This is a genomic window from Nocardia sp. NPDC055002 (genome assembly GCF_053608825.1).
The window spans coordinates 135,731-148,548 of the sequence record NZ_JBSGWE010000007.1; the positions used below are offsets into that span (position 1 = coordinate 135,731).

A 12,818-nucleotide genomic window follows, 5' to 3' on the forward strand; every position below is an offset into this window, starting at 1 on the left:
GGAGATCTCGCTACGTCGAAAATCCATTCATGGTGTTTGAACCCCACGGTGCGGGCATTCCCGCAGCTGAAGAGATAGGGAACACCATGAGCATATTTCGCAATGCGAACAGATATCGGCGACGTGATCGGGTCGGGACCGATCGGCGAAGGACGTGGCGCTCCAACCGAAACCGGGGCTGGGGGCGCCGCACCTATGACCGGGCGCCGCGCAGGTCAGCCGGTTCCGGCGGAGTGGAGGCTGCCGCCCGTTTCGGTTTCGTGGCGCGTGGCGTCGCCTACATCGTGCTCGGCATTCTCGCTTTCCTGCTGGCGATCGGATCGGCCGAGCACGAGCCCGACGGCGGCGGAGCACTGGCCGCGATCGCCGCGAAACCGCTGGGCTATCTGTTGCTGTGGATCCTCGTGTTCGGTTTCGCCGCGCTCGTCGTGTGGCGCGTGGTGCAGGTGGCCGGTGCGCGGCGGACCTATTCCGGCGGACACCGCGCCTACGCCGTGATCTCCGGAATCGTTTACGCCCTGGCCTTCTGGAGCACCCTGCGGTTCGTGATGCACGGCCGGGCGCCGACGCCGAGCGATGCGGTCGCCCGCGATCTGACCGGTCGCGTCCTGAGCTGGGAGGGCGGGCAGGTGGTCGTGCTGCTGATCGGTATCGCCGTCCTGGCCTTCGGTATCTGGCAGACGGTGCGCGGTCTGCGCCTGGACTTCGCCGATGACCTCCGGATGGGCTGGATGACGCACGGTATGCGGCAGGCCGCGATCTGGCTGGGTCGCGTCGGCTATCTCGCCCGGGGCGCCGTCGTGATCGGGATCGGTTTCGCCGCCATGGTGGCGGCGGTGAACTACGACGCCGCGGCCGCCAAGGGTGTCGACGCGGTCCTGCACGATTTCGCCGGAAACCCCTTCGGCCCCTGGCTACTCATGCTGATCGCGCTCGGCCTCATCGCCTTCGGTGCGCTGTCCTTTCTCGAGGCCAAGCACCGCAGGACCTACGGCGGTGTCCCGGTCTGATCCGCGGGCCGGTCGTGCCGGTGTCGTCGGCGTTTGCCGGATCAGCCCGGATCGACGGTTGCGCGGCGATACGTTGATGGTCGACTTGTCCGCGCCGGCACGAACACCGCTGGACGGCACACGACAGTGATGGGACGCGCGTTTTGAAGATCGACACAACGCTGACCGGCGGGCTCGCCACGATGGGCAAGGATGCCGCCGCCGCGGAGGCCGCGGGGTACGCGGGCATCTGGACGTTCGAAGGCGCGCACGACCCGTTTCTGCCGCTGTTGCTCGCCGCCGAACACACCGAGCGGGTCGAGCTCGGTACCTCGATCGCGGTGGCGTTCGCCCGCAATCCGCTGTTGCTCGCCACCATCGCCTGGGATCTCCAGGCCTTTTCCCGTGGTCGGTTCGTCCTCGGTCTCGGGAGCCAGATCCGCGCGCACATCACCCGGCGCTACTCGATGCCGTGGAGCCGACCAGCCGACCGGATGCGCGACATGGTGCTGGCGGTGCGTGCCATCTGGGCGAGCTGGGAGCAGGGCGGGCGGCTCGATTACCAGGGCGAGTTCTATCAGCACACCCTGATGCCGCCACTGTTTCGCCCCGCGGCCGACGAGGTGGCCGGGTTCGGACCGCCGCCGATCTATCTCGCCGGGGTAGGTCCGGGCATGACCGCGGTGGCGGGCGAGGTCGCCGACGGATTCATGTCGCACCCGTTCTGCACGCCGAGATTTCTGCGCGAGGTGACCCTGCCCGCCCTGGCGCACGGTGCGGCGCGCGCACGGAAACCCGTGGACGACATCGTGATCCACCATTCGGCGATGGTCGCGACCGGCAGATCCGTCAGCGAGCTCGCCGCGGCCAGGCAGGCCGTCCGAAAGCAGCTGGCGTTCTACGGATCGACACCGGCCTACTGGCCGATTCTCCAATTGCACGATCGAGCCGAACTCGGACCCCGCCTGAAAGCGATGTCCAAGAACGGGGAATGGGATCGGATGGCCGACCTCGTCGACGACGATTTCCTCGACGCCGTCGCGATCACAGCCACCGACCCCGCCCGCGCGGCGGCGCAACTGCACGAGCGCTACGACGGAATCGTCGGACGGCTCGGGTTCAACACGCCCTATCGGGTCGACCCAGCGCTGCTGACAGAACTGTTGCGGGAGATGTGATGTCGCGCCGGGTGGGGATCGGTCAGAGCGCCGTCGTGTCGTCGACGTGGAGTCGGCGATCGAGGCGGTGCGGATCGACTTCGAGGAGCGGGCGGTCCCAGTGGGCCAGGTCGGCCGCGGAGGCGTAGGTGGTATCGAGGAAGTGTAGGAGGGTGGCGTCGGGGTCGGGGGAATTGCGGACCACGTCGTACGGGAGGACGAATTCGCCGAGGGTGGTGTCCCACTGGGCGCCGTCGGGACCTGCGGGACGAGCGGAGTATCCATCCGGAGCCGGGTAGGAATAGGCGTAGAAGGTGCCTTCGGTGCCACCGGGCCAGAAGCCCGCGCTCGCGCATTCGCGGGAGTAGGCCTCCTCCATCACCCAGTCGGCGCAGTTGGGGGCGCCGCCGGGGTGCAGGGGCGCGGGGCGGCCGGAGAAGCGGGTGCAGGCCAGGTCGAAGGAACCCCAGAAGAATTGCACCGGACTGGATTTCCCGGCGAACCCGGCACGCCAGAGCTGGAATACCCGCTCGATCTGGACGAGCTGTTGCCAGAACAGGTGGACGGCGTCGGCGTCATAGGAGTGGTGGGTGGTGTCCTCGGCGAAGGGGATGGCCGGGTCGACCTCGTTGGGTGAGGCTTCGATATCGACGACGATGTCCAGCCGGCCGAGCACATGGCCGAGTTCGGCGTAGAAGTCGGCGACCGTGCGCGGGCGCAGGGCGATCGTGGCGCGGCGTCCGTCGCTGCTGCGCAGGACGAGTTCGTGGTCGACGAAGTCGAATTCGATGTCGAGCAGGCGGCCGTCGACGGAAATCGCGCCGGTCGTCATCCCGCGCGCGCTGACCGCGAACGTGACGTTCCACCAGTGGTTCACCAGCGGAGTGCCCGCCATGGTCAGCTTGCCGATGATCTGCGACCACATGTGCAGGGTGTCGCGCGTGTCGGACCAGGAGTCGACGCGTAGGGCAGGCCAGACGGCCTTGGCGGGAGTCGAACGTGCCATCGGATCCTCGCTCTCTCGGTGCGCGACCCCGTGGGCCCCGCCCGTTCACAGCCAGGTGCGCTGGCTGATTGGTCAACCGTTCGGCGTGTCCTGCGACGTTTCATCGTACGTCGGCGCTGGTAGATCGCGCCGCAAGGACGAACCCGACCACCAGAGGGGTTGTGTGGGACTCTGAGTCTCATATAACGTAGGAGTCGCGCCACACCAAAAGGAGACACCGCTGATGCTGTCGACAATCAAGAACACCGCCACCGATCCCGAATACCACGAGATCCTGCGCAACCTGTCCGAAGGTTCGGTCAACCGGCACTTCGACCCCTACGTCGACATCGACTGGGAATCCCCCGAGTTCGCCGTGCACAGCGACGATCCGCGCTGGATCATGCCCGAAGAGGACCCGCTGGGCCGTCACCCCTGGTACAAGGCCCAGCCGATCGAGAAGCAGATCGCCATCGGCATGTGGCGCCAGGCCGGCATCGCCAAGGTGGGCCTGGATTTCGAGCAGCTGCTGATCCGCGGGCTGATGCAGTACCTGGTGTCGGTCCCCAACGGCGACCCGGAATTCCGGTACATCACCCACGAGGCTGCCGAAGAGTGCAACCACACGATGATGTTCCAGGAGATGATCAACCGCATCGGCTACCGCGATGTGATCGGCATGGGCACCATCGATCGCAAGCTGACGATGGCCATATGGCCCGCGGTGAAGTACTTCCCCGAACTGTTCTTCACGATGATCCTCGGCGGCGAGGAGCCGATCGATCACCTGCAGAAGTCGCTGCTGCGCGCCGGCGTCGATCTGCACCCGATGGTGCAGCGGGTGATGCAGATCCACGTGGCCGAGGAAGCCCGGCACATCTCCTTCGCCCACGAATACCTGCGCCGCAACGTGCCCGGCATGAACCCGATCACGAAATCGGTTCTCTCCGTGGCCTTCCCGATCGCCATGCGGGTGATGCTCGACATGATCATGACCCCGCCCAAGGAATTCGTCGAGAAGTTCGACATTCCGGCAGAGGTCATGCGCGAGGCCTACTGGAGCAGCGAGGAATCGCAGACCACGATGCGCAATATCTTCGGCGATGTGCGTGCCCTCGCCACCAACAGCGGCCTGATGAACCCGGTCGCCAAGCTGACCTGGCGCCTGCTCGGCATCGACGGCCCGGTTACCCGCTACCGCAGCGAACCTGCCCGCAAGGTCGCCTGAGCGATCGGTCGGCGCGACTGTACACAGCGATGTACAGTTGACTATGGCCGATTACGACAGTGTGCCGCTGACCGAGTTACGTGGTCAGCTGGGTAGTGTTTTCGACGGGGTGTCCGCGAGCGGACGGCCCGTGATCGTGACGCGGGAGGGGAAAGAATTGGTCGCGGTGGTACCCGCTGAGGTGTTGCGGCACGGGGCACTGCCTCCCGCGTACTTCAACGACGATCTGCGTGAGCAGATCCTGGGCAAGCTCGACGCCAGGATCACCCAGCATTCGGCGGAAGACATCGCCGAGGCGGAAGCCAAACTGAGCAAGCTGATGGGCGCGCTGGACAGTCGCCAGTGAGCGTCGCCGACCACACCGCGCTCACCTCGCTGGCGTTGTCGCCGCTGTTCGGGCAGGTGATCATGCGTCAGTTCACCCAGCAGCGCCGAATCCTGGTGGTGCCCACTGTGAGTCTGATGGCCGCGATGCGCGCCGTGGACAACATCGACGAACTCGGCCGCCTGCTCGACAATCGCGTCGCCGTGCGCTGGGCCGAACTCGACGCCCCCACCGCGATCCGCATCGGCACCACCGTGCCGATCGTCGACGACCATCTCGACTGGCCGCTGATCGCGCCCGTGGTGTTCACCGCGCAGAATCTGGACATGCCGGTCCTCACCGCCAAACCCGAGCTCTATCGGGGCTACAAGGTAGAGATCGCGAACATGCCGTAACTGGCCCTCGAGGTCCTGAACTCGGCTTTCCCCGGGGTAGTGACAGATCCCACATCGGCTGTCGGTACCGTGCACAGGTGGTCGGCGGCTGATAGCCCGGCCGACTCGCACAGCGGACGAATTACCAGGGAAAGCAGTACCAGGAACACTCGAGGAGAGCTGGTTATGCATCATCTGAGTTTCATGCGTCGCTTCACCACCGCGGTAGCCGTCACCTCGGCCGCCGTCGCCATCGTCTTCGCGGGCCCCGCGGTCGCGGAACCGGCGACACAGACTGTCGACGTGGCCGCGGCCGTCTCGCAGCTGCGTACGTCGGTGGCGAACAATCCGGGCGCACTCGCCGCCCTCGACAAGCTCACCGCCGACGGCACGGTCGATGTCGCGCTGCCCGCGCAGCCGTTCCAGATCCCGGCGACCTCCGATATCGGCCAGAACGGTGGCGGGCCAGGGGTGTACGGCTCTGGTATCGCCCTCGATATCGACGGCTTCCGCCTCGGCTTCTTCGGCGGGCCCGGCACCATCTCGCCCAACCAGGGCAACGCCAAGCTCGAGGTCATGTGGCTGAATCTGTCCAGCGGGCAGAGCGGCACCGCGGTCCTGAGCGAACACCAGGACGTGCCGGTCGACACCACCATCCGCACGGCGTCGCTGAACACCGGCGCCGGGCTGGTCGTGGCGGCGGTGTACGGCAACCTGTGGCACCGCTGGCCGGTGCCGGTCGACGAGGCGCACCCGGACGGGTTCGCCTACCAGCTCGGCACCATCCAGCAGCCCTCGTTCGGTGCTGTCACGCGCTGACGTTCGTCCACTGCGCACCCCGGGTCCACGCGGTCCGGGGTGCGTTGTCGTTTCGGTGAAGCAGCGCAACAGCTTCGGTGTGGCGTAGGTTGACCGGCGTGGAGGATCTGGTCGACCGACTCGAAGAACTGGAACGCCGCGTTGCCGCGCTGGAGAGCGCGCAGCCCGAGCACGCGCAGCTGCCGTGGGCGGTGGCGCGCCTGCGGCAGGAATTCGCCGATGCCGGAAAACGCACCGGCGGCGTGCTGCTGGCGGGCGCGTTGCAACTGCCCACCGGTGAGCGCTTCGATTGGCAGGCCCAGTACCCCACCGATGCCATCGTCGGTGATGTCTGGACCATCGAGGCGGCCAATTGCCTTGCTGCGCTGGCCGATCCGGTGCGGCTGCGGCTACTTCAGGAAATCGTCTACGGGCGCAGAACCGCCGCCGATCTCGCCGCCATCGCGGAACTGGGCACCTCACCCGAGATCTACCAGCACTTGCGCCAGCTGGCCGCCGTCGGCTGGTTGCAGACCGCGGGATTGGGCCGTTTCGAGGTGCCGGAGGGCAGGCTGGTCCCGCTCCTCGCGGTGCTGGCGGCGGCCCAGCGCTGATCTTGTGGAGATGTCCCAATTGCCCGGTTAGACTACTGTGATGCACAGCACATCGACTGCTACGGTGAGCGTCGAGTGATTCAAGCTGCGGAGGTAGTCGAGTGAACCTGTCACATCTGCTCGAAAGCGTGAAGGCGATCGGTGTACTGCGCGCGCGCGGAGTCTCCGATCCCAAAACGCCGCTGGAGACCCTGCGGACGATGAAGGAATCCAAGATCTACGGCCCGCAGGCCACCCTCGTGCGCCATTCGGCCCGCGTCGCCCCCGATCAGGTGGCCCTCGTGGACGAGCGCGGTGAGCTGACCTATCGCGAGCTCGATGAGCAATCCACCGCCATCGCCCGCGGGTTACGCGAAGCGGGCATCGGCGAGGGCACGGTCATCGCCGTGCTGGCCCGCGATCACCGCGGGCTGATCATGTCGATGATCGCGGCGGGCAAGCTGGGCGCGCGCATTGCGCTGATGAACACCGGCTTCGCCAAACCGCAGTTCGCGGAGGTCTGTGAACGCGAGAACGTGCGCGCGGTGCTGCACGACAGCGAGTTCCTCGGCCTGCTCGACGCACTGCCCGCCGACCTGCCGCGCTACCTCACCTGGGTCGACGAAGGCACCGAACTCCCCGCGGGCGCCACGACATTCGACGACCTCATCGCGAACAACTCCACCGAGGATCTGCCCGCGCCGAGTAAGCCGGGCGGCTTCATCATCCTCACCAGCGGCACCACCGGCCTGCCCAAGGGCGCACCGCGCACCAAGGTCACGCCGATGGCGACCGCGCAGTTCGTCGACCGCGTGCCGTTCCCGAAGCGCGGAACGGCGATGATCGTGTCGCCGATCTTCCACAGCACGGGTCTGGGCACCTGGCTGGTCAACACGATCCTGTCGAACAAGATCGTCATGCGCCGTCGATTCGATGCCGAGGCCACCCTCGCCGCGATCGCCGAGCACAAGGTCGAGATGCTGGTGTGTGTGCCGACGATGCTGCACCGGATGACCGAGCTGCCCGCCGACGTCCGCGCGAAATACGACCTGTCCTCGCTGAAGGTCATCCTGTTCGCCGGCTCCGCGCTCACCCCGGAGCTGTGCATCAAGGCCACCGAGGCCTTCGGACCGGTGCTCTACAACCTCTACGGGTCGACCGAGGTCGCCATCGCGACCATCGCGAACCCAGCCGAGCTGGCGGAAGCGCCGGGCACGGTCGGCCGTTCGCCGATCACCTGCGAGGTCCGCCTCTACGACGACCAGGATCAGCGGGTCGAGACGCCGGGCGCGCGTGGCCGGATCTTCGTGCGCAGTGGCGCGCCGTTCGAGGGCTACACCGACGGCAGGCACAAGCAGATCATCGACGGCTTCATGTCCAGCGGCGACATGGGCCATTTCACCGACACCGGGCTGCTCATGGTCGACGGTCGCGATGACGACATGATCGTCTCCGGCGGCGAGAACGTGTACCCGCAGGAAGTCGAGAACCTGCTGGTCGAGCGGCCCGAGATCTTCGACGTGGCGGTGATCGGCGTCGACGATCCGGAGTTCGGCAAACGCCTGCGCGCCTTCGTCGTTCTCGAAGAAGGTCACACCCTCGACGCCGCCGAACTCCAGGCGCACGTCAAGGCGAATCTGGCCAGGTTCAAGGTGCCGCGCGAGGTGATCTTCCTCGACGAACTGCCCCGCAACGCCACCGGCAAGATCGTGCGCCGCACCCTCATCGACTATGAGGTCTCACAGGGATAGGCGCTGGCTACTACGGAGTAGACAGCGCGGCCGGATCGCTTGCTAGTGTTAGCGACAGCACTGGATCTCGAAGACGCGGTCCGGCCTGCGGTTCTGCGTGGGCTCGGTCTGCCGGAAGGCTGTTCGATGTCTCTGTCTCTGCCCGCGCTAGGTACTACCGCCCGACGTGCCGGTGACTTCGCGCTCGGCGTCAAGGTCATGGTCGATCGCAAGCTGTTCAATCCGCTGCGCCTCGACCACGCTGCCCGTTCGTTCCGCAATGTCTCGAAGTTCGGCCCGTTCGCCGGCGTCGTCATGCACGCCGCGCAGAGCAGGCCGCAGGCGGGCGCCATCGTCGACGAACTGGGTGAGATCACCTTCGGCGAACTCGACGCGCAGTCCAACGCCTTCGCCCGCGGCCTGCGCGCGAGCGGGATCAGCGAGGGCGACGTGATCGCCGTGCTGGCCCGCGACCATCGCGGCATGGTGTTGAGCCTGCTGGCGGCGGGCAAGCTCGGTGTGCGCGCGGTGCTGATGAACACCGGGTTCGCCAAGCCGCAGTTCGCCGATGTCGCCGCGCGCGAGAAGGTCAAGGCGGTGCTGCACGACAGCGAGTTCCTCGACCTGATGAGCGCCATCCCCACCGACATCCCGCGGGTACTCACCTGGGTCGACGAAGCGCACGGCGCCGACCCGTCGATCCCGACTGTGGCATCGCTGTCGGCGGATCGTTCGACCGCCGCGATCACCGCACCGAGCAAGCCCGGCGGCATGGTGATCCTGACCAGCGGCACCACCGGCACACCCAAGGGCGCACCGCGCGACAAGGTGAGCCCGTTCGCGTCGGCGCAGTTCGTGGATCGGGTGCCGCTGCCCAACAACGGCACCATGATCATGGCGGCGCCGATCTTCCACGGCACCGGCCTGTCGCAGTTCACCCTCGGGCTCGCCCTGGGAAACCGGGTCATCTTCCAGCAGCGCCGGTTCGACCCGGAGCAGACGCTCGCCAATGTGGTGAAGTACAAGGCGGATTCGCTGGTCGTGGTGCCGACGATGCTGCAGCGCATCCTCGATCTGGACGAGCAGGTGCTGGCGAAGTACGACCCGTCGACGATGAAGGTCATCTTCGCCGCGGGCTCGGCGATCGCCCCCGACGTGGTCACCCGCACCCTCGACTACTTCGGTGATTCGCTCTACAACCTCTACGGCTCCACCGAATGCGCGGTGATGACCGTGGCCACCCCGGAGGATCTGCGCAAGGCGCCGACCACGGCGGGCAAGGCGCCCGTCGGCATCCGGATCGTGCTGCTCGACGAGAACCGCAAGCCGATCACCGCCCCGAATGTCACCGGAACGATCTTCGTGGACAACGGGTTCGCGTTCACCGGGTACACCGACGGCCGGACCAAGGAAATGGTCGACGGCATGATGTCGAGCGGTGACGTCGGCCATTTCGATGCCGACGGTCTGCTCTACATCGACGGCCGCGACGACGACATGATCGTCTCCGGCGGCGAGAACGTCTTCCCGCTGGAAGTGGAGAACCTCATCGCGGGCCGCGCCGATGTGTTCGAGGCCGCGGTGGTCGGCGTCGACGACCACGACTACGGCAAACGGCTGCGCGCGATCGTGGTGCCCGGCCCGGAGTCCAAGCGCGACGCCAAGGAGATCAAGGAATACGTCCGCGAGAACCTGGCCCGCTACAAGGTGCCGCGCGAGGTGATCTTCGTCGACGAACTGCCCCGCAACGCCACCGGCAAACTGCTGCGCAAGCCGCTGATCGAGATGCCGGTCGAGACGGACTGACAACGGCTGGACGTAGCCCGCTCTATTGCCGCCGAGCGGGCCTCGTCGGTCGACTATCATCAGCGCGTGATCATCGGGTTCGAGCAGGCGTCCGCGCCGTCGCGTGCTGTCGGCGCGCGGCTGCGTGGTGCCTGCGCGGGCTCGATGTCGGGCGCGCTGTCGTTGGCCGCGCACGGGCTGGCCGCCGGTGGGGCGCTGCCGGGCAGCACCGCGATCGTGTTGCTGGCCGCGGCCTCGGCGGTTGTCGGCGCACTGGTCGCCGGGATCGGACCACTGCGTCACGGTGCGCTGGGTTTGGCGGCGGTGCTGCTGGGTGGTCAGCTGGTCGGCCACACCACGATGAGCTGGTCGGGGCACTCGCACTCGGCTGACGATTCGCTCGGACTCGGCATGCTCACCGCCCACACCGTCGCCGCGCTGCTCGCGGCCGTCGTCATCGTGGGCGCCGAGGCCGCATACCGGGTCGGCGGCGCTGTGCTGGCACGCATCCTGCCGCTGCGCTACCGCACTCCCCGCATCCCCGACCCGGCGCCGTTGCGCCTGGCCCACCGCGACCGCGTCATCCTGCGGATCTTCGCCACGTCGTCGCTGCGAACCCGCGCTCCCCCGCTCGCGATTCCTTTCTGACCTTTCCCTCACCCGGTGCACGGACTCGTCGTGCGCTGTCCCCGTGTCGAACCCGCGCGCCTCGTTGTCGCCTCCCCACGCTGACGTCACCCGTTCTCTCGACGTGAGCGTGGCGCTCGACGTGCGCCGCCGGTCGGCCGTGTTCGTCCGGCTCCGCTCGGACGAAGTCCGCGCCCAGCGATCGGCAGGCTCCACGCCGCACCAGGTCGACAGCCTTCGCGTGCCGTCGGCGACGCGGGCGCCGAGCCGGACCTGTCCGCGCGCACCGGGTTCCAGTACTCCAGAAATGAATCAGCATGAGCATCACGGACACTCGTCCGGCCGAGGAGAACTCCCCCTCGGCACCACCGATCCCCGGTGACAGTCCCCGTTCCGGCGCACGCCGGGGCTTACGCCTGTCTCCGCTGGCCCTGCGCCTGCACTTCTACGCGGGGTTCTTCGTCGCCCCGTTCATCCTGATCGCCGCGCTCACCGGCGCGCTGTACGCGATCGCGCCGACGATCGAAGGGTTCGTCTCGCGCGATCTGTTGCAGGTCGACACCACCGGGCCCGACCAGGCCCTGTCCGCCCAGGTCGGCGCGGCAGTCGCGGCGCGCCCCGACCTCACCCTGGTCGCGGTCGCCCCCGCCCCGAACGAGGGCGACACCACGCGCGTCCTGTTCAACGATCCGGCGCTCGGCGATTCCGAGCGGCTGTCGGTGTTCGTCGACCCGCACACCGCCCAGCCGGTCGGCGAGTCCGTGGTCTACGGAAGTGGTGGCGCGCTGCCGCTGCGCACCTGGCTCAGCGAGTTCCATCGCAGCCTGCACCTGGGCGAACCCGGCAGGCTCTACAGCGAACTGGCCGCGTCGTGGCTGTGGGTGATCGCGCTGTTCGGGCTGGTGCTGTGGGTGCACCGGGTGCGCAAGCGGCGCGAGCGGCGCTCGGCGCAGTGGCTGCTCAAGCCGGATCTGTCCCAGACCCGGCGTCGAAAGATGAACTGGCACGGCGCGATCGGCGTCTGGATCCTGCCCGTGGTGCTGCTGCTCTCGGCCACCGGCATGACGTGGTCGACCCATGCCGGTGAGAACGTCACGAAGCTGCGCGAAGAACTCAGCTGGACCACCCCCGCGGTGAGTGTGAAGCTGCCGGGCACCGCCGGTCCCGCCCAGTCCTCGGGCGGCGACCACCACAGCGGCGGGCAGACCGTCCCGGCCCCGGTCGACCCCTCGGCGCGGATCGCGCAGCTCGATCGCGTGTACGAGGTCGCTCGTGCCGAGGGCATCACCCAGGGCGCCGAAATCGCCATCCCGGCGACACCGGAGAAGGCGTTCGGCATCAAGGAACTGCGCCTGCCCGGCACCTACACCGTCGACTCGCTCGCCGTCGACGGCGCGACCGGCACGGTCACCGACCGGCTGGCGTTCGCCGACTGGCCGCTGATGGCCAAGCTCACCAACTGGGGCATCGCCTTCCACATGGGTCTGCTGTTCGGCCTTGTCAACCAGCTGCTGCTGCTCGCGATCATGATCGGCCTCGTCACCGTGATCGTGCTCGGTTACCGCATGTGGTGGCAGCGTCGACCCACCCGCAGGGCCGCTCTGCCCGTCCCGCCACGGCGTGGGGTGCTGCGCCGCACGTCGCCGTGGATCACCGTTCCGCTGGTCGGTGCGGCGGTCGCCATCGGCTGGTTCCTCCCGCTCATCGGCGTGAGCTTGATCGTTTTCCTGCTCATCGATGTCGCCTTGGGCTTGGCCGCTCGCGCGGACAAGGTGTAACGCATGGCTAACTATCGAGGAAACATCCCATGTAACCCATGACCCTCGATGATCGGAGCTTCCCCATGAGAACCTCAGCTCGCGCAGTAGCGATGTGCTTGGCCGCTCCGGCCATCGCGGTCGCCTTGACCGGTGTCGCCGCGGGGACAGCCGCCGCTGATCCCGGCTGCCAGGGATCGATGAACGGCCCGTGGGCGTTCAATGGTGGTTGTTACGGCGGTGAGGGCACCTACCGGCTCGAGGTCGACTGCATCGGTTACAACATCGCGCCCTTCGCCGTCGGGCCGTACACGATCCGCCAGGACCTGCCGGTCGGCCAGGCGGGCACCGTGGCGTGCTTCGGTCCGAACTGGTCCAGCGCGGGATGGGCCGTCGGCTCGCGGATCTTCCGGCTCTGACACCCGCACCGCGACGTCGAACCGGACACGATCGGTGGATGGTTCGGATCC

The 12,818-nt window shown here is 67.4% G+C and carries 13 protein-coding genes; 12 read left to right on the plus strand and 1 reads right to left on the minus strand.

The window, feature by feature from the left end; all coding sequences use genetic code 11:
- Positions 1–233: 233 nt before the first annotated feature.
- Together ACWF99_RS26435 and ACWF99_RS26440 are read left to right on the plus strand one after the other, a co-directional pair.
- Positions 234–1,010 carry a DUF1206 domain-containing protein gene (locus ACWF99_RS26435; protein ID WP_378632925.1) on the plus strand — a complete coding sequence of 259 codons (777 nt, stop codon included), beginning with the start codon at positions 234–236 and terminating at the stop codon, positions 1,008–1,010.
- Between the two features lie 143 nt (positions 1,011–1,153).
- Entirely contained in the window at positions 1,154–2,167 is a 1,014-nt protein-coding gene (locus tag ACWF99_RS26440; RefSeq protein WP_378632922.1) for a TIGR03617 family F420-dependent LLM class oxidoreductase, read from the plus strand.
- Positions 2,168–2,189: 22 nt separating this feature from the next.
- Here ACWF99_RS26440 and ACWF99_RS26445 read toward each other — a convergent pair whose 3' ends face one another.
- Positions 2,190–3,152 (minus strand): DUF5996 family protein, encoded by a 963-nt coding sequence (locus tag ACWF99_RS26445; protein WP_378632920.1) that lies wholly within the window; start codon positions 3,150–3,152, stop codon positions 2,190–2,192.
- 223 nt (positions 3,153–3,375) lie between these two features.
- Between ACWF99_RS26445 and ACWF99_RS26450 the strand changes: the two genes are divergently transcribed.
- From ACWF99_RS26450 to ACWF99_RS26495, 10 genes are all read left to right on the plus strand, one after another.
- Positions 3,376–4,359 carry an AurF N-oxygenase family protein gene (locus ACWF99_RS26450; RefSeq protein WP_452537668.1) on the plus strand — a complete coding sequence of 328 codons (984 nt, stop codon included), beginning with the start codon at positions 3,376–3,378 and terminating at the stop codon, positions 4,357–4,359.
- Between the two features lie 43 nt (positions 4,360–4,402).
- On the plus strand, positions 4,403–4,705 hold the full coding sequence (locus ACWF99_RS26455) for a type II toxin-antitoxin system Phd/YefM family antitoxin (RefSeq protein ID WP_266292300.1): 303 nt from the start codon (positions 4,403–4,405) through the stop codon (positions 4,703–4,705).
- Positions 4,702–5,079, plus strand: a complete 378-nt coding sequence (locus tag ACWF99_RS26460; protein WP_378632914.1) for a PIN domain-containing protein — start codon at positions 4,702–4,704, stop codon at positions 5,077–5,079. The genes ACWF99_RS26455 and ACWF99_RS26460 overlap by 4 nt, the downstream gene beginning before the upstream one ends.
- A 165-nt stretch (positions 5,080–5,244) precedes the next feature.
- A complete protein-coding gene (locus ACWF99_RS26465; RefSeq protein WP_378632912.1) occupies positions 5,245–5,877 on the plus strand; it encodes a hypothetical protein in 633 nt (210 codons plus the stop codon).
- A 98-nt stretch (positions 5,878–5,975) separates the two neighbouring features.
- On the plus strand, positions 5,976–6,470 hold the full coding sequence (locus tag ACWF99_RS26470) for an ArsR/SmtB family transcription factor (RefSeq protein ID WP_101468527.1): 495 nt from the start codon (positions 5,976–5,978) through the stop codon (positions 6,468–6,470).
- A 101-nt stretch (positions 6,471–6,571) separates the two neighbouring features.
- Positions 6,572–8,200: an acyl-CoA synthetase gene (locus tag ACWF99_RS26475; RefSeq protein WP_452537669.1), complete on the plus strand. Its 1,629-nt coding sequence runs from the start codon at positions 6,572–6,574 to the stop codon at positions 8,198–8,200.
- 126 nt (positions 8,201–8,326) lie between these two features.
- Positions 8,327–9,985 (plus strand): acyl-CoA synthetase, encoded by a 1,659-nt coding sequence (locus ACWF99_RS26480; RefSeq protein WP_378632908.1) that lies wholly within the window; start codon positions 8,327–8,329, stop codon positions 9,983–9,985.
- A gap of 66 nt (positions 9,986–10,051) precedes the next feature.
- Positions 10,052–10,612, plus strand: a complete 561-nt coding sequence (locus tag ACWF99_RS26485; RefSeq protein ID WP_378632906.1) for a hypothetical protein — start codon at positions 10,052–10,054, stop codon at positions 10,610–10,612.
- 296 nt (positions 10,613–10,908) lie between these two features.
- Positions 10,909–12,369 (plus strand): PepSY-associated TM helix domain-containing protein, encoded by a 1,461-nt coding sequence (locus ACWF99_RS26490; protein WP_452537670.1) that lies wholly within the window; start codon positions 10,909–10,911, stop codon positions 12,367–12,369.
- Positions 12,370–12,434: 65 nt separating this feature from the next.
- Positions 12,435–12,767: a hypothetical protein gene (locus ACWF99_RS26495; protein ID WP_378632903.1), complete on the plus strand. Its 333-nt coding sequence runs from the start codon at positions 12,435–12,437 to the stop codon at positions 12,765–12,767.
- The last annotated feature ends 51 nt before the right edge of the window (positions 12,768–12,818 follow it).

Coding starts and splice junctions, on each gene's coding strand:
- ACWF99_RS26455 (WP_266292300.1), top strand. CDS start 4,403: ATGGCCGATTACGACAGTGTGCCGCTGACCGAGTTACGTGGTCAGCTG.
- ACWF99_RS26480 (WP_378632908.1), top strand. CDS start 8,327: ATGTCTCTGTCTCTGCCCGCGCTAGGTACTACCGCCCGACGTGCCGGT.
- ACWF99_RS26495 (WP_378632903.1), top strand. CDS start 12,435: ATGAGAACCTCAGCTCGCGCAGTAGCGATGTGCTTGGCCGCTCCGGCC.
- ACWF99_RS26450 (WP_452537668.1), top strand. CDS start 3,376: ATGCTGTCGACAATCAAGAACACCGCCACCGATCCCGAATACCACGAG.
- ACWF99_RS26445 (WP_378632920.1), bottom strand. CDS start 3,152: ATGGCACGTTCGACTCCCGCCAAGGCCGTCTGGCCTGCCCTACGCGTC.
- ACWF99_RS26465 (WP_378632912.1), top strand. CDS start 5,245: ATGCATCATCTGAGTTTCATGCGTCGCTTCACCACCGCGGTAGCCGTC.
- ACWF99_RS26490 (WP_452537670.1), top strand. CDS start 10,909: ATGAGCATCACGGACACTCGTCCGGCCGAGGAGAACTCCCCCTCGGCA.